Below are 15,931 nucleotides of genomic sequence, written 5' to 3'. Positions count from 1 at the left end.
CAACTTTAGGTGACATCTTATTGCCTTCTTGAATAATCCATGAGTTTCAGTCACATTTAGATTTACAAGTACTCAACCAGGACTGATGTTCCTGATGGCGGTAGCGTTGTCAGGATTACATGAGGGATATCGGTCTGGTTAGAAAGCGAATGTAGTATAGATGTAAAGATTGAAAAGCATTGTTGATCGAGCAGTGTGTAGATCAGTAGTACTAGCATAGTGAGACACTTTGGTACAATTTGCGAGACCAGCAACACATTTAGACCTTAGTCTTCGTATGGCTAGGCTTTTAATAGGCCTGATTTTCTCTGACAGAAATGATTCATAGAATTTTAAAAGCTTTACTCGGGCTGGCTCGCGAAGTATATAATCAATCATGCACCAAAACATTTGACAAAACTCTGTTGTTAATTGCTTTTATTCATCTTGTGCTCGAAAGCATAATAACAAGTGACCGTGTAAATACTCTGAAGGAACAATATGAACTCTTCAAAAAAAACTTTCACTCAGTCTGTATCTTATGTGAAATTTAAAAAACAAACGCAAGACACTTTTGATTTTTCTGTTCTGGTCTGTTCTGCGGTTCCAGTATTGAAAAGAAATATTATCCTTTTCGAAAAAGGAGTTATAAATGAAATCACCAAAGCAGACTATTATCAGCCTAAGGGAGATATAAGCATTGAGAAACAAAAGAATATAAACACTGATTTAAAGCGACGGGCTCAAGGGTACAAAAACAAACTGTGTAAATATACACTACTTAGTAATTTCAGTTTTTTTGAATCATTTATTTATGAAATAATATCAGAGCTAATATCTTTCCATGGTGGGATAGATGAATTAATTAATAAGTCCAAGTGCAGAACCCTTAAAAATATAAATTCAGATGATAGCTCAGTAGAAAAAAACCGACGACGATTAAGAAAAATATATGATGTAAAAGGGCACGCCATTGGTGTATGTAAAACTGCAACTAATAATCTTAAAAGAGGAGATTATAGGTTCCCTAGCGAAATGTTCTCAGCATTCGGGTTGAGAGTAATATCAGAAAAAAACTCAAATATAAAATCATTTGAAATTCCTGATTTTTTAACCAATGGATTCGCATTCGAATTAAATGATGACTCAGTTGAAACATTTCACAATATAAGAGAGTTAAGAAATAAAATTGCTCACGGTGACACTGTCAATTTGGACTTGACCGACATAACAGAAAAATGTAAATTTCTTTCTAGTTTAGCGAAGGATTTTGATCAACATCTGTCGAAACATTTTTTTATTTCGGAAAAATTTGTTTAATCCAGTAATGTATTTTAAAATAGCGAACTTGGCGTTGCCTTGTTCTCAACTGAGAGATATTTACTTTATGTATAACACCGTTACCATGAAGACATCACTCAATTCAAATTGAGTTTACTAAAGATATCCTCCTGCCTGGATTAGCTAACTAGGTAAGAACTTAATACTGGCTGGGTGATAATATAATTCATCATCAAACCTTAGATTTGTGTATAACACAAAAATGATAATATGAATTTTCTAGATAGAACTAAATAAACCAAATACCCCCCTCCCGGGTTTATATGGTTAATTTACATATGAGTTTTTCATTGCAGATTACGCATAGAAAAATCATATTATATAAACACCCCTTGCATCACTAAGAAATAACAATGCATTGGCAAAACCTTCAGTATATATAAGTGAGGATGATTTGTTCAAATCTGAAAGCGAAATGCAAATGTGGTTGAGTTCAGAGCTAAATAAAACAGAAGGATTAGCTAACTTAATAATTCCATTTTCAGACGAAGAGTACTCTTATGTTGATAAAAAAATTTCAGACAGCTATAATTATTGTTTGAAGACATTATTAAATACTAAAATAGTTTGTGAGAATCAAGATATATCACAATTCTCAGATGAGATTCTACGTCCGGATTTTCTATTATATTCAGTTGACTACGAGGCATGGATAATTATTGAAATCAAGAATATACCAAACCCAACCAGACAAGCCGGCACCGAACTGGGAGCATATACCAATGCCTTGAAAACTTACTTTCCAAATATGTCCGATGGGGATGTGATAAATGTAGTCATATCTAATGACTGGCCAACTTTAATCAAAAATTATATATTCAATGAGATTTTTTGGCTAAACAGGAGTATTCTTTGCTTACAACCAGTAAAACATGAGTCTGGAATTAAACTTGAGTGTATAAGACCTGCGATTTTAACAAAAGCTTATAGCGATAGAAAACTTAGACCAAATGACTTTAGTGGCTATCAATTTTGTATTTATGGAAAGGATATCTATTCTGGAGGCGAGGTAAGTGATATTGAAAAAAACATAGAACAAATTAAGTCATCATTTCAAAGAATGGTTAATAAAGCATCAAGGCTCCACTCACATGGTTTCGCATTTTTATGGAGAGATTTCAGAAAGTACAGTCTTGCAGCATATAGTATTACAATTGTAGATATTAACCCGTTCAAAAATAACTTGTATTCTACATGTAATGAAAAAGGCATAGCAGCAGAACTACAGCATATAATATGGGAGTACGAATCCACAGGTAATACCTATTCATTATGGGAAATCATAAATGACGCAGACTTCTATTTGCGTGAAATCAGCTCAACTTGGCCTGAAGCGCCATCAAACTGGATAACATTGCGTGAATTTATGGTTGAAGATGCTGAAATTATTGAATTTAAATGCTGGGGGCGAATATCAGAATTATATGAGAATGAGTTAGCTAATGAGTACAATAAAGGAAGATTTGATCTAAAATTCACTGACCCTGGATTTGGATTTTATTTTATTAATAACAAATTATTCACGTAAAATAATATTAAGTATAGAAACTATCATAGCAATCAGTGATATTAATTGCAAAGAAGCAACTCACACATTCATACATATCTACCCTCGTCATTATATTCAACGCTGGCAACATACCTGACCATAATGGTTATGCAATGTCAGAAAAACGCCTAAACTTTTTCACTGCGTAAAAAGTCGTTTGAATACAGCAAAATCATTGTATTGAAGAGGGCCGTTTGGCAAACGGTAAATATTCAACATTAGGCCTATTTTTAGAAGGCAGAAATTTATTAGCAGCAATGATCAGTGTGCCGCAAACGCTAATACCAGATTGACGTAACCCGCAACAATTGGTGGTCATTCTGGTGGTCTTGACAAAAAGTGCATTAAGGTTTAGCTTTCTTATTAGCCAGTTACTGGCAAAGGCGATCCCAGTCAGAGGAGCCATATTTAAGAAGCCTGCTTAGGAAACTAAGCAGGCTTTTTGCTTTTCAGGTCGCTATAAAATCCCCTCTCATAAGCACCCTCTGCCTGCTCTGCACCTCGGTTACGTGCCGCATCACAACGTTGATTAAAGTTATGTAAATGTAAATCGTTTAAACTTTGCAATTATTGTAAGTGCTAGTGATTATCATTTATTGTACGCGAGCCAAAGGAACGAGCCCCCCGCTCGGTTCACTGTACGTTCCAATTACTCTGGGATATAAACGATGAATTCTCTGCCTCGCGCCGGGCTGCGCCGTATCACCCTTGCCTCTGCCCTGGTCTTCTCAGTTAGCCTACCGGCTTTCGCTCAGGAAACGTTAACGCTCTATACCACCCGTGAACCGGGTCTGATCCAGCCTTTGCTTGATAGCTGGACCAAAACCAGCGGCATCAAAGTCAGTACGGTCTATATCAAGGACGGTATGCTTGAGCGCGTTAAAGCTGAAGGTAAAAATTCACCTGCCGACCTGCTGATGACCGTCGATGCCGGTAATCTCATTGATTTAGTGGAAGCGGGTGTAACTCAGCCAGTAGAGTCAGAAGCACTGAAAACCGCTATTCCGGCTAATCTGCGCGGCGCAGATAATCAGTGGTTTGCGCTGTCGATGCGTGCCCGCGTGCTGTATGCCGAGAAGTCACTGCCAATCGATAACTGGCATTACGAACAACTCGCCAGCCCTGAGTACAAAGGTAAAGTTTGTATTCGTTCCGGACAGCACCCGTATAACACAGCGCTGATCGCCGCAATGATTGCTCATCACGGTGAAGCAAAGACCGAAGAATGGCTGCGCGGTGTGAAAGCTAACCTGGCGCGTAAAGCTACCGGTGGCGACCGCGATGTAGCTCGCGATATTCTCGGCGGCATTTGCGATATTGGTCTCGCCAACTCTTATTACGTCGGCCATATGAAAAACGCCAAAGAAGGCAGTGATGCACGTCAGTGGGGCGATGCGATTAAAGTCGTTAAACCCACCTTTGAAAATGGTGGTACACACGTCAACATCAGTGGCGCAGCCGTAGCCCGCTACGCACCAAATAAAGCCGATGCCGTTAAGCTGATGGAATATCTGGTTTCCGCACCTGCCCAGCAGCAGTATGCGAAAGCGAACTTCGAATACCCGGTACTGAAAGGCGTGACGCTTGATCCGGTTATCAGTGCAACTATTGGTGAAATCGACGTCGATAAAACGCCGTTAACCGAAATCGTTAAATATCGTAAACAAGCTAGTCTGCTGGTAGATAAAGTTGGATTCGATCAATAAACCTCTGCAGTATCCGACGTTACGCGGCCTGGTTTCCGGGCCGCAGTCATTATTAACGCCGCTACATCTTGGCGCGCTGTGCGTAGCGCTTGGCGTTCTGACACCGATCATTGCGCTGATTTGGCAGGCTACCCAGGCCGATTTATCTCACTGGGATAATCTCCTGACGTATGTACTGCCTGCCGCACTAAAAAATACCGTGCTGTTATTAGCCGGTGTCGCGGTGATGGTCGGCGTGATTGGCGTAGGCAGCGCATGGGCGGTAACGGCATGGGATTTTCCTGGACGTAAAATTCTTAGCTGGGCGTTACTGTTGCCGCTGGCGATGCCGACCTACATTGTGGCCTTTGCGTGGCTCGATCTGCTGCATCCGATTGGCCCCCTGCAAACCTTTATCCGTTTTTTATTGGGTTTTGACAGCCCAAGACAGTTCCGACTGCCTGATTTACGCTCACTTTCCGGCGCAATCATCCTGCTCGGATTAGTGCTGTACCCATACGTGTATCTGACAACCCGCGCCATGTTTATTAGCCAACCGGCTCATTTACTGGAAGCCGCACGCACGCTGGGATGCAGCGCGACCGGAACCTTTTTTCGAGTTGCTTTGCCCATGGCACGTCCGGCACTGGCCGTTGGGATCAGCCTGGCACTGCTGGAAACGCTCAACGATATTGGCGCATCGGAGTTCCTCGGGGTACAGACGTTAACCGTTACCGTGTACACCACATGGATCTCGCGTTCTGATTTATCTGCCGCGGCACAAATTGCCTGCATGATGCTGATGTTTATATTCCTTATTCTGACGCTGGAATTTTATGGTCGCAGAAAACAAGGATTCAGCAGCCGCAGCCTGCGGGAAATTCAACCAACGCGCGTGCAGGGCTGGCGTGGTTGGCTGCTCGGTGGCGTTATTTCAATGCCGGTTGTGCTGGGTTTTCTGGCTCCGGTACTGTTTTTAATGTGGGAAAGCGCCAAACGTATAGGTGATGAGAACCCCCTTTCCTCTTCGTTACTGTCAGCATTGCAAAATACGCTATCGCTGGCAGCGGGAACTACGCTAGTGGTGGTTTGCGTCAGTATGCTGGTGGCCTGGAGCGCGCGTCATAGCGCCGCAGACAACGCCATGCCGGGATTTCGTCGCGGCGTGATGCGTCTGGCCTCTTTAGGCTATGCGGTTCCCGGCACAATTCTGGCGATTGGCTTTTTACCCCCCGCCATGGCTGTCGACCGCTGGCTGGCAGATTTACTGGATGTTCGCGGCCTGCCGCTGATGTCCGCCGGGATCCTGCTGGTAATTTGTTGTGCCATGCGATTCCAGGCGATTGCCATTGGCGCACTGGATTCTGGTCTGGGCCGCATTCCACCTTCGCTGGAACAGGCGTCTCGTCTGTTGGGTGAGAATGGTGCGGGGACGTTTGCACGAGTCCATTTTCCCCTGCTGCGCCCAGCGTTAGTCAGCAGTGCCCTGCTGGTTTTTGCTGATGCCATGAAAGAGCTGCCGACAACGTTGCTTTTGCGCCCGGTCAATTTTGAAACGCTGGCAACGTTGCTGTATGCGGAAGCCGCCCGTGGAACCTATGAAGAAGGTGCTATCGCCGCGCTAATGATTGTTTTAGCTGGCACGCTACCGGTTATTTTGTTGGTGCGTCACCAAATGACTCGCCGTGGTTAAGAGAGCAACAATGTCAGAAATTGCATTACGACTCCAGGATGTACACGTTGCTTATGGCAACAGCCAGCAATCGGTACTGAGCGGATTTTCAATGTCGGTACGTAAAGGTGAAATTGCCTGTCTGCTGGGCGCTTCAGGCTGCGGAAAAACCACGGTGCTACGCGCAGTTGCCGGATTTGAACGCCTGCAAAACGGAGAGATCTATGTGTCACAGCGACGTGTTGCCGGTCCCGGCGTTCATCTGCCACCGGAAAAACGTCATGTCGGCATGGTCTTCCAGGAATATGCGTTATTCCCCCATCTGACCGCGCAGCAAAATGTGGCCTTTGGATTGCGTCGCATGCCGCGTGAGGAACAACAGGCCAGAGTGACTGAGCTGTTGAAAATGGTGGAGTTACACAGCCATGCCAACCGCTATCCGCATGAGCTTTCCGGCGGGCAACAACAGCGTATCGCCCTTGCTCGCGCGTTGGCGCCACATCCGGAAATTCTGCTGCTGGATGAACCCTTCTCCAGCCTTGATAAGCGCACGCGTGAGCGTCTTGCCAACGAGGTACGGGATATTTTGCGCGCCGCCGGGCAAACGGCGCTGTTGGTTACCCACAGTGAACACGAAGCCCAGCTAATGGCTGACCATATTGGCGTGGTAAAAATGGGGCAGTATCAAATTAAAAAAGCGACCCATCCGACCTGAAGGTCAACAGGGTCGCCCTGAAAATTAATAATGCTTCTGTACCAGGCTGATGTTCACCGGCATACCGGAACGTCTTTCCAACGCCTGGCTCCCGCGGCTCACATCCACCTCATTCCCGCTGATAAAGGTGCGCAGAGCGGGAGTGACTGGCAAAGGCACCTTTCTGTCAGACTCGTATTCCGAACGGTTTCGTGACAGCGGCTCATGTACTTCTACCCAGCGACTACCGTCCGGCTCTTCGCTGTATTTCACCGGTCGGTCTATCAGTTGTACACGCGTCCCTACAGGCACCGTATCAAACAGGTACTTGATGTCATCATTCCGCAAACGGATGCACCCCTGACTTACCCGCAGACCAATACCGAAATTGGCGTTTGTCCCGTGAATGGCATAAAGCCTGCCAATATAAATTGCATACAGGCCCATCGGATTTTCTGGTCCGGCAGGAACAAATGCCGGCAAGCTTTCCCCGCGAGCGGCGTATTCACGTCGGGTATTTGGCGTCGGCGTCCAGCTTGGTGCTTCCTGCTTACGTTCGACCGCCGTCACCCAGTTACGCGGCGTTTCTCTACCCGCCTGACCAATGCCAATGGGTAAAACCTCAACCGTATTGCTGCCAGCAGGATAATAGTAAAGCCGCATCTCGGCGACGTTGATGACAATCCCCTCACGCACGGTATCCGGAAGTATCAGTTGCTGTGGCACAACCAGCGTTGAACCCGATTTAGGCAGAAAAACATCGACGCCCGGATTGGCTTCAAGCATATTGCTCAACCCCTGCCCGTACTGAGCGGCAAATGCCTCCAGCGGCTTGGTGTTTCCTGGTGGAACCGTAATAGTCAAAGTGCTACCCACCAGGCGACTACCCTCTGGCGGCAGCGGATAACTCACCGCCTGCGCTCCCTGACTCGCAAGCAGCATAATGAGTGAACAAAGCAGTTTTACACGACGCATCTTTTTCCTTTCCTTCGTCGCAACAGATATCCGTTAAGTATAGCTTTTATTATCTGTTTTAGTGGGTTACGACATATTTGCGCATAAAAAAACCTCGCCATCAGGCGAGGTTCAGGTTGAGCGGTAACTACGCTTCCTTACCATCTGGAAGCACGATGTTACTGGCGGCGAGCTGCCCCATATTTTTGTACATAGCACAGGCAGCTTCAACAATCGGCATTGCCAACGCGGCCCCACTGCCTTCACCCAAACGCATCCCCATATTCAGATAAGGATCCAATTCAAGATGCGCCAGCGCGGTGCGGGCGCCCTTCTCAGCGGAGAAGTGTGACGGAATTAAGTAGGGTTTAATTTGTGGTGCAATCTGGCTGGCCGCCAGAGCAGCAGAATACGAAAGAAAACCGTCCAGCACCACAGGCAGACCACAGGAGGCCGCCCCCAGCATCACCCCCGCCATACCGACAAGATCAAACCCGCCAACCTTAGCCAGCACATCAACACCGTCATGGCGATCCGGTTGATTGACGGCAATTGCCCGGCGCACAACGTCTACCTTATTCCCCACCCGAGAAAGAGGAAGGTTAGCGCCAATACCCACGACTTCCTCAGCATCACTGCCGGTCAGCACGCTGACAATGGCCGCCGCAGGTGTGGTATTTGCCATACCAAGCTCCCCGACGCCAAACAGCGTTACACCGTCTTTTGCCAGCTCATGGGTATAGCGGATGACTTCCAGCAACAGCTCCTCGGCCTGCGAACGGCTCATTGCCGGGCCTTCGGCTATATTGCCGCAACCGCGTGCCACACGCATATTCACCACACCGGGAATAGGTTCAGCATCAATCCCAACATCTATCACATGAACCTTCGCCCCAGCCTGAGCGGCCAGGACGCAGACGCCGGTCGTTCCACGCGTCATATTGGCAGCCTGAATAGCCGTGACAACTTTAGGCGAAACGGCAACCCCTTCATCCCACACGCCGTGATCGGCGCACATCACCAGCATCGCTTTGCCGTTCACATGCGGCACACCCTTCAGGCCAGGCATCCCGGCCAATTGTACGGCGAGAGATTCGAGTCGCCCCAAACTTCCCGGCGGCTTAAGCAAGCCGTCGATATGCTGCTGTGCACGCAGCATCGCGGCACTGTCTGGTGATGGGATCGTGCGGAGTAAAGAGGTTAAAGTCTGCATAAGGGTTCCAGTATGTGGGCTGACTCAGAGCAGAGCCAGCAAGAAAATCAACTCGCCAAGTTCAATGGCAGCGCCCAGCGTATCGCCGGTTTGCCCACCCAACGTGCGTTTTAATAACTGCCCAAGAATAAAAACCGCCACCATTGTGACAACCAGCGCTGCCACGCCGCGCATGCCAGGAAGTAGCACGGCGGCAAGGATCGCCGCTAATCCCAACGTAACGCAGGTTTGACGCCCGGTGACTTTGCCAATAAAAACGTTGCCCAGCCCTTCTTCACGGGCATAGCGATGCCGATACATCAGCAACACCGCCGTTCCTCGCCCGGCGACACATGCCGCTGCCAGCGCGGCCAGCATTGGCGTGCCACGCAAAGCCAGTTCGCTCACCACCAGCACCTTCGCCAGTAAAACGAAAATTAACGCCAGTCCACCGTGGGTGCCCAGACGACTGTCGCGCATGATTTCCAGCATCCGCTCGCGTCGGCGCGCCGAAAAAATGCCGTCACAGGTATCCGCCAGACCATCCAGATGAAATCCCCCGGTCAGCAATGCCAGTGTCAGCACCGCAAAAAGGGCCGCCAACGGAATACCGCACCAGGGCTGGAGCGCCATAAAGACCAGCCCCGTCAGCCCTCCCAACACGACGCCAATCAGGGGAAACATTACAATACCGCGGGAATAGTGCTCGAAATCCAGTCCTTGCGACCAGCGAGCAGGAACGGGCAAGCGACTGATAAAAGAGAGCATTGCCCAGAACAACTTACTCATTTAATTTTGACTCCAATTCCTGATACCACCAGCCAGACCTCATCCGCTGCCGCCGCCAGTCGCTGGTTCACGCGTCCTGCAATATCACGAAAATGCCGCGCCAGACGATTCTCCGGCACAATCCCCATACCCACTTCGTTAGTGACCAACACGATCTTTGCCGGGCAGCGCTGACAGGCTGCGATCAGCGAACGGATTTCACCTTCGATAGACTGCTCCATCGCCGCGTAATCCCAGCTGTCCGGATCGCTTTCACCGCCCAGCGCAAACAGCAAGTTGGTCACCATCGTGGTGATGCATTCCAGCAGAATAGCTTCCTGAGGATCGTTCGTGTCCGTGATCAGTTCATCAAGATGTTGCCAACGTTCGGCTGTCCGCCAGTGCGCAGGACGTCCATCGCGATGATGCTGAATTCGCGCAGCCATCTCCTCATCAAAAATCTGCGAAGTCGCGATATACAAAACGTTTGGGGAATCAGCGATCAGCGCTTCCGCATGCCGACTCTTACCGCTTCGCGCGCCGCCAGTAACCAGAATCATCATACTGGCTCCCGGTGTTGCTGCATGATGGTATAAATTTTTTCAATATCGATGTGTTGCCGCATCGCATCCGCCAGCAGATCAAACTGCTGCGATTTATATTGCGCGTAATGGAAGGTGGAATCCAGCGGAGCTAACCCTTTACGTTCTCGCAGGCCATTGACCAACGCACGGGTGAAATCATCGCTGTCGAAAAGACCGTGAAGATAGGTGCCGAACGCCAGGCCATCCGGAGTGACCGCGCCGTCAACAACGTTGCCGCCGTCTTTGTGCAACGTCATCACCGACCGGCATTCATCGGTTAATGCTGTTTCGCCCATATGAATTTCATAACCGCGAACGGATAACCCCGCCGTGCCCGCCAGCCAGTCAGGCAGCGATGAAGACATTTGTCCCTCAACCAGGGTCGTGGTTTTGTGCTGGGCAAAATGGGTGACTGTATTAAGTAAGCCCAGACCCGGCAGCGTACCGAGGCCCGACTCTACTTCATCAATGATGGTGTCGCCGAGCATTTGATAGCCGCCACAAATCCCAACCACCGGTACGTTATTACGATGTAATTGCACGACGCCATGCGCCATCCCGCTTTCACGCAGCCACACCAGATCGCCAAGGGTGTTTTTGCTACCCGGCAAAATCACCAGATCGGCCCCCGCCAGCTCTTCAGGCTGGCGAACATAGCGCACGCGCACGTCCGGCTGAGCAGCAAGCGCATTGAAATCAGTAAAGTTAGAAATGTGCGGTATTTGAACTACGGCGATGTCGATATCGCGTTTGTCAGTGCGCAAATACTTGCCCTTTTGCAGCGCAACGCCGTCTTCATCTTCCAGATCAACATCCAGCCATGGCATCACGCCCAGTACCGGAACACCGGTCAGCGCTTCAATTTGCTCGATACCGGAGTGCAGTAGCGTCACATCACCGCGAAACTTGTTGATGATCACCCCTTTTACCCGCGCGCGTTCGTGATCGTGCAACAGCGCCAGCGTGCCGTAAATGGAGGCGAACACCCCGCCACGATCGATATCCGCCACCAAAACGACAGGGCACTGCGCCATCTCTGCCATACCCATATTGACGATATCGCGATCGCGCAGGTTAATCTCTGCCGGGCTCCCCGCACCTTCCAGCACCAGCACATCGAACTCCTGCGCCAAGCTATTATAAACTGACAAGATCTGTTCCCGCAGACGTGGCTTGTACTCGTGGTAACTCACCGCGTCCATATCGGTTGCCACTTTACCCATCAGCACTACCTGCGCTTTTCGATCGCTGGTCGGTTTAAGCAGCACCGGGTTCATACGCACATCTGGCGTAATGCCTGCGGCTTCGGCCTGAAAAATTTGCGCGCGGCCCATTTCTTTTCCCTCTGGCGTAATGCCAGAGTTCAGCGCCATGTTCTGCGATTTGAACGGCGCGGTATGCAGTCCATCCTGATAAAAAATACGACACAGCCCGGCGACCAATACGCTTTTACCCACATCAGATGCCGTTCCCTGCAACATTATTGCCTGCGTCATGACGCCTCCTTCAGTGCGTTCTCTCGCATACAACTAAAAAATTCAGCCTCTGTTTTACACAGCGGGAAGCCCAACTCTGTATGCAGCTTCACCAGCCAGGGCTGAGTTAATCCCGCTTGTTCAATAAGATCCGTACGGGCGAATACGTCGCCTGGCGTGCCGTGCGTGAGTACTTCGCCCCGGCGTAAAACGTACACCGCATCGCTGACTTCATAGATAAGATCGATATCATGGCTGGAAATTACGACGTGGTTTCCTTGCGCAACGATGCGTTTGATTATCTCAATCATCTGCGTGCGGCCTGACGGGTCAAGGCCCGCAGTAGGTTCATCCAGCAGCAGATACTGCGCCTGCAACACCAACGCCCCGGCAATCGCTACGCGTTTTTTTTGCCCATGGCTTAAACACTGAATGGGCTGATGGCGAAAATGCTGGGCGTCGACCAGCGTAAGCGCATCTTCCACGCGGCGAGCGATTTCAGCTTCATCCACCCCAAGATTGCGCAGGCTAAAGGCGATATCGCTATCGATATCGGTATAAAAGATTTGCTGATCGGGGTCCTGAAATACCGTTGCCACCTGTTGACGCAGCGCCAGCAGGCCGCGCTTGCTGTAATCCAGCGGTTTGCCCTGCCACATCACCGCGCCTTGCTGTGGGCGCAATAAGCCACTCAGGTTCATAAACAGCGTGGATTTCCCGCAGCCATTAGCGCCTACCAGTCCGGTGACGGCATGCGTCGAAAAATCCAGAGTTAGCCCTTTGAGGATCGGGTCATCCTGATAGCGAAACCAAAGCGCTGAGGTGGCAAGCATACTTTTCCTTACAGGTGAAAATCACCCTGATACAGTTTGATATCCAGTGTGGTGGTCATTTGCTGGTAGCGGATCAACACGCGGGTAAACAGCAATCCCACCAGCATTGCCAGAGAGCGGTAGCCCAACGGCAAGCTACGATAACCAAAACGCAGCGTTTGTGCGCGGTGTATAGCCAGCGCCTCGTCTAACAGGATAAAAATAAACCGCCAGGTCAGCAGGATCTGCTCAGTTAGCAGGCGAGGAACGTGCGCGCGTTTGAGTAAGATAATTAATTGCGGAAACGGCAGATTCAGTACCAGCCAGAAGGTTGCCGCCAACGCGGCAAGGCTGCGCCAGAAGGTTTCATTGGCGGTTACCAGGCCAGGTGCGCTGATCCCCAACCAGTAACTTCCCACAGGTATGCTGGCCAACAGCGTCTGTGGATCGCGGCTGATGCTAAACAAAATGGTCACCACGCCAACCGTGAGAAAACCAAATGGCAATGCCATCCAACGGCACCAGCGCCAGAAGGAAATACGCAGCAGCCAGCAGCTCAGCGCGGCAATAAGTAAAAGCTCAATACCCTGCCCCAATGGGGGCAGAGTAAACGCCAGAATCATCATCACCAGCCAGAGCAGAAATTTCCGCACCGGCGAGACATGAACCCAACGGCTTTGATAGCTAAGCCTGTCAAGCCCGGTCATCACGGCGTTGCCTGCCCTTGGTGTAACCCAGGATATAGAAAATCACGGCTGCGCCAAGCGATCCCTGGAGCGTAAACAGCAGACTTTCAATTTCACCGCTTGCGGGTTCATACAACGGCTGGAACCAGGGCTCATAATGCGGGGCAATAGCCTGAATCTGGCTTTCCGCCTCACCATCTGAACCGCCGTACTCCCCACCGTGGTTGATAAAGAACGGCAGGATCACCAGCGCCACTACCATGCCCAATATAATCAGCGTCTTTTTCATCGTTAATGCCCTTGTGCGGTTATCAACTGGCGTTTGGTTAGCTGATCGTAAATCAGCACGGTAAGTAACCCTTCCGCTATCGCAATTGGGATCTGCGTCAGGCAGAAAATCCCCATGAACTTGATGATTGAGCCGGTAGCGCCAGCGGACGGATCCGGGAACGCAACGCCCAACTGCACCGAGGTCACGAAATAGGTGACGAGATCCGCCAACATCGCGCACAGGAAGACGCAGACATCACGACGCAGCCCTGCACGGCAGGCCATTTTCCACACCATGTAACCCACTACCGGGCCAATTACCGCCATCGACATGCCGTTCGCGCCGAGCGTCGTCAAACCACCGTGCGCCAGCAAAAGTGCCTGGAACAGCAGGACAATCGCACCAAGGATGGCTACCACGCCCGGTCCAAACAGGATAACCGCCAGGCCTACACCGGTAGGATGTGAGCAGCTTCCAGTAACGGAAGGAATTTTCAGCGCCGACAGCACAAAAATAAAAGCGCCACACAGGGCCAGCAAAACCTTCTGGTGGTTATCCTCCTGCACGATTTGGCGCAGACGTACCAGTCCGTACCACAGGCAGGGTAAAAACAGCAGCCACCAGGCCAGCGCCCACATCGGCGGCAAGAAACCTTCCATAATGTGCATGGCGAACGCTTGTTCAGGAACAATCATCAGTAATAGCGCCGCAGCCAACCCGCTGAAAGACAGCTGTTTTAGCTGTTGTTCAAGCTTCATTGTGCATACTCCCACTGTTTATTGACCAGAATGGTCGAAAAATAAGGCAGCGGCTGATCGTCGCTCACCTCATCGAGATGACGCCAGCACTGTTCACCCGGCAGCGTGGCTTCAGACATCATTAATGCACAGTCCAACAAACCCTCTTGTTGTAGCAGCGCTTTAATACGCGCAAAACGACCGTACACTTTCATCAACACCAGACTGTCATGCTGTTTTAACGCTTGCTGGATTTCCGCTTCCGGTGCGGTACAGGAGACCACCGCCAGTGACTGCTGTTCCATAGCGAGCGGCGTTTTGGAACGCGCGGCAATCGCGGCGAAAGACGTGACGCCAGGAACGATTTCCAGCCAGTCAGGACAACCAATACGCTGAAGTAAAAAGACCCAGGTGCTGAACAGCATCGCATCGCCGAGAGTGATAAACCCCACCTGCTTACCGGCCTCGACTTCCTGAACCAGCGCGGCAGCAACTTCATCCCAGACGGCCTCTTTTTCAGCGCTATCGGCACTCATAGGAAAATGGCAGCAGCGGACTTCGGTCTGTTCACCGATATACTCACGTACAATCGACAATGCCAGACTGTCGCCGCCTTTACGCCCGGCAGGCGCATAGAGAATATCCAGCTCGCCCAGCGTGCGTGCGGCACGCACGGTAATCAAGTCGGAAGCACCTGGCCCGGTGCTCAGTGCATACAGTTTTCCGCTCATGCTGCTTCCTCCAGCGCCACATTAAGCGCCTGCTGTAAATGTGCCACGAACATGGCGCGAACCGCTGGGTTCTCACCCAGACCACTAAGCCACGGCGTAGCCGGTATCCCTGCTGCATTGAACAACGTTTTCCAGGAATCATCTTCGTCGGAGGCCATATCGTTGATGGCATGGTCGCCAGCGACTAACATCAGCGGCATCAGATGCACCGCCGTCACCCCTTCCTGAGATAAACTTTCAATCAGCACATCCACTTCCGGATAGCTTTCCACCGCCCCAACCCGCGCGGGAAAGCGCTGCGCCGTCATCATATGATCGAGACAGGCATAGGCGGCAAATGCATGGTGGCTGGCACCGTGTCCCATAAAGACCACTTTTTCACTTTCGCCAAGCGCCGGCATCTGCTGTCGCAGCGCCAGCATCAACTGTGCGTAATCTTCATGGCTGCTCAGCAGCGGTACGCCGAGCGTCAGGCGTGAAAACAGCGGACGCATACTTTGCACTTCGCGGACAATTTTTTCGTATTCATCACCATTAATAATGTGCAGCGACTGAATAGCTACATCCTGATACCCCTGCTCCGCCAGTTTTTGCAGCGCCTGCAGCGGCGTGTCGATTTCAATGCCGTCGCGCTGCTTGAGCTTGCGGATTATCATCCCGGAGGTAAACGCCCGGAACAGGTCGCGGTCAGGGCAGCTAGCTGCAAGATCGCGCTCACAGGCCACGATATTTTTCTCGCAGGTGTCGTGATAGCTGGTGCCAAAGCTGACCACCAGAAGCGCCTTTTTCATCTCAAACTCC

Annotated in this window: 16 protein-coding genes; 5 read left to right on the top strand and 11 right to left on the bottom strand. The window is 50.2% G+C overall.

Translation table 11 applies throughout. The features are described from left to right. The first annotated feature begins 480 nt into the window (after positions 1-480). From SK35_RS09340 to SK35_RS09320, 5 genes are all read left to right on the top strand, one after another. Positions 481-1,299 (top strand): HEPN domain-containing protein, encoded by an 819-nt coding sequence (locus SK35_RS09340; RefSeq protein ID WP_048216019.1) that lies wholly within the window; start codon positions 481-483, stop codon positions 1,297-1,299. 379 nt (positions 1,300-1,678) lie between these two features. Then, positions 1,679-2,848, top strand: a complete 1,170-nt coding sequence (locus SK35_RS09335) for a hypothetical protein (protein WP_131028749.1) — start codon at positions 1,679-1,681, stop codon at positions 2,846-2,848. Positions 2,849-3,537: 689 nt separating this feature from the next. Further along, positions 3,538-4,575 (top strand): extracellular solute-binding protein, encoded by a 1,038-nt coding sequence (locus tag SK35_RS09330; RefSeq protein WP_003834073.1) that lies wholly within the window; start codon positions 3,538-3,540, stop codon positions 4,573-4,575. Next, positions 4,559-6,247, top strand: coding sequence for an ABC transporter permease (locus SK35_RS09325; RefSeq protein WP_048216017.1), 1,689 nt, complete (start codon positions 4,559-4,561; stop codon positions 6,245-6,247). The genes SK35_RS09330 and SK35_RS09325 overlap by 17 nt, the downstream gene beginning before the upstream one ends. A gap of 10 nt (positions 6,248-6,257) precedes the next feature. After that, positions 6,258-6,941: an ABC transporter ATP-binding protein gene (locus tag SK35_RS09320; RefSeq protein WP_048216016.1), complete on the top strand. Its 684-nt coding sequence runs from the start codon at positions 6,258-6,260 to the stop codon at positions 6,939-6,941. 24 nt (positions 6,942-6,965) lie between these two features. On the opposite strand, the gene ldtA is transcribed toward SK35_RS09320, so the two are convergent. The 11 genes from ldtA to cbiK form a co-directional block, all read right to left on the bottom strand. After that, positions 6,966-7,895 (bottom strand): L,D-transpeptidase, encoded by a 930-nt coding sequence (ldtA, locus tag SK35_RS09315; protein ID WP_048216015.1) that lies wholly within the window; start codon positions 7,893-7,895, stop codon positions 6,966-6,968. A 127-nt stretch (positions 7,896-8,022) separates the two neighbouring features. Then, positions 8,023-9,087 (bottom strand): nicotinate-nucleotide--dimethylbenzimidazole phosphoribosyltransferase, encoded by a 1,065-nt coding sequence (gene cobT / locus SK35_RS09310; protein ID WP_048216014.1) that lies wholly within the window; start codon positions 9,085-9,087, stop codon positions 8,023-8,025. A gap of 24 nt (positions 9,088-9,111) precedes the next feature. Further along, a complete protein-coding gene (gene cobS / locus SK35_RS09305; protein ID WP_048216013.1) occupies positions 9,112-9,855 on the bottom strand; it encodes an adenosylcobinamide-GDP ribazoletransferase in 744 nt (247 codons plus the stop codon). Further along, the gene (gene cobU / locus SK35_RS09300; protein WP_048216012.1) at positions 9,852-10,397 is read right to left on the bottom strand and encodes a bifunctional adenosylcobinamide kinase/adenosylcobinamide-phosphate guanylyltransferase; all 546 of its coding nucleotides are present in this window, start codon (positions 10,395-10,397) and stop codon (positions 9,852-9,854) included. Before cobU ends, cobS begins: the two co-directional genes overlap by 4 nt. Then, positions 10,394-11,914: a cobyric acid synthase gene (locus SK35_RS09295; RefSeq protein ID WP_048216011.1), complete on the bottom strand. Its 1,521-nt coding sequence runs from the start codon at positions 11,912-11,914 to the stop codon at positions 10,394-10,396. Before SK35_RS09295 ends, cobU begins: the two co-directional genes overlap by 4 nt. Beyond that, positions 11,911-12,726 (bottom strand): energy-coupling factor ABC transporter ATP-binding protein, encoded by an 816-nt coding sequence (locus SK35_RS09290; protein WP_003839037.1) that lies wholly within the window; start codon positions 12,724-12,726, stop codon positions 11,911-11,913. Before SK35_RS09290 ends, SK35_RS09295 begins: the two co-directional genes overlap by 4 nt. 8 nt (positions 12,727-12,734) lie before the next feature. Next, entirely contained in the window at positions 12,735-13,412 is a 678-nt protein-coding gene (locus SK35_RS09285; RefSeq protein ID WP_003834087.1) for an energy-coupling factor ABC transporter transmembrane protein, read from the bottom strand. Then, the gene (locus SK35_RS09280) at positions 13,399-13,680 is read right to left on the bottom strand and encodes an energy-coupling factor ABC transporter substrate-binding protein (RefSeq protein ID WP_003030289.1); all 282 of its coding nucleotides are present in this window, start codon (positions 13,678-13,680) and stop codon (positions 13,399-13,401) included. Before SK35_RS09280 ends, SK35_RS09285 begins: the two co-directional genes overlap by 14 nt. 2 nt (positions 13,681-13,682) lie before the next feature. After that, positions 13,683-14,420, bottom strand: coding sequence for a cobalt ECF transporter S component CbiM (cbiM, locus tag SK35_RS09275; protein ID WP_003834098.1), 738 nt, complete (start codon positions 14,418-14,420; stop codon positions 13,683-13,685). Continuing rightward, positions 14,417-15,130, bottom strand: coding sequence for a cobalt-factor II C(20)-methyltransferase (locus SK35_RS09270; RefSeq protein ID WP_048216010.1), 714 nt, complete (start codon positions 15,128-15,130; stop codon positions 14,417-14,419). Before SK35_RS09270 ends, cbiM begins: the two co-directional genes overlap by 4 nt. Beyond that, positions 15,127-15,921, bottom strand: coding sequence for a sirohydrochlorin cobaltochelatase (cbiK, locus tag SK35_RS09265; RefSeq protein ID WP_048216009.1), 795 nt, complete (start codon positions 15,919-15,921; stop codon positions 15,127-15,129). The genes SK35_RS09270 and cbiK overlap by 4 nt, the downstream gene beginning before the upstream one ends. Positions 15,922-15,931 lie beyond the last annotated feature (10 nt).

Origin of the sequence: Citrobacter sp. MGH105, from assembly GCF_001037485.2 — a bacterium.
GTDB classification, from domain to species: domain Bacteria; phylum Pseudomonadota; class Gammaproteobacteria; order Enterobacterales; family Enterobacteriaceae; genus Citrobacter; species Citrobacter portucalensis.
The sequence above is the reverse complement of the archived record's forward strand: the minus strand, read 5'-3'. Positions and strand labels throughout refer to the sequence as shown.

Coding starts and splice junctions, on each gene's coding strand:
- SK35_RS09340 (WP_048216019.1), top strand. CDS start 481: ATGAACTCTTCAAAAAAAACTTTCACTCAGTCTGTATCTTATGTGAAA.
- SK35_RS09330 (WP_003834073.1), top strand. CDS start 3,538: ATGAATTCTCTGCCTCGCGCCGGGCTGCGCCGTATCACCCTTGCCTCT.
- SK35_RS09320 (WP_048216016.1), top strand. CDS start 6,258: ATGTCAGAAATTGCATTACGACTCCAGGATGTACACGTTGCTTATGGC.
- ldtA (WP_048216015.1), bottom strand. CDS start 7,895: ATGCGTCGTGTAAAACTGCTTTGTTCACTCATTATGCTGCTTGCGAGT.
- cobT (WP_048216014.1), bottom strand. CDS start 9,087: ATGCAGACTTTAACCTCTTTACTCCGCACGATCCCATCACCAGACAGT.
- cobS (WP_048216013.1), bottom strand. CDS start 9,855: ATGAGTAAGTTGTTCTGGGCAATGCTCTCTTTTATCAGTCGCTTGCCC.
- cobU (WP_048216012.1), bottom strand. CDS start 10,397: ATGATGATTCTGGTTACTGGCGGCGCGCGAAGCGGTAAGAGTCGGCAT.
- SK35_RS09295 (WP_048216011.1), bottom strand. CDS start 11,914: ATGACGCAGGCAATAATGTTGCAGGGAACGGCATCTGATGTGGGTAAA.
- SK35_RS09290 (WP_003839037.1), bottom strand. CDS start 12,726: ATGCTTGCCACCTCAGCGCTTTGGTTTCGCTATCAGGATGACCCGATC.
- SK35_RS09285 (WP_003834087.1), bottom strand. CDS start 13,412: ATGACCGGGCTTGACAGGCTTAGCTATCAAAGCCGTTGGGTTCATGTC.
- SK35_RS09280 (WP_003030289.1), bottom strand. CDS start 13,680: ATGAAAAAGACGCTGATTATATTGGGCATGGTAGTGGCGCTGGTGATC.
- cbiM (WP_003834098.1), bottom strand. CDS start 14,420: ATGAAGCTTGAACAACAGCTAAAACAGCTGTCTTTCAGCGGGTTGGCT.
- SK35_RS09270 (WP_048216010.1), bottom strand. CDS start 15,130: ATGAGCGGAAAACTGTATGCACTGAGCACCGGGCCAGGTGCTTCCGAC.
- cbiK (WP_048216009.1), bottom strand. CDS start 15,921: ATGAAAAAGGCGCTTCTGGTGGTCAGCTTTGGCACCAGCTATCACGAC.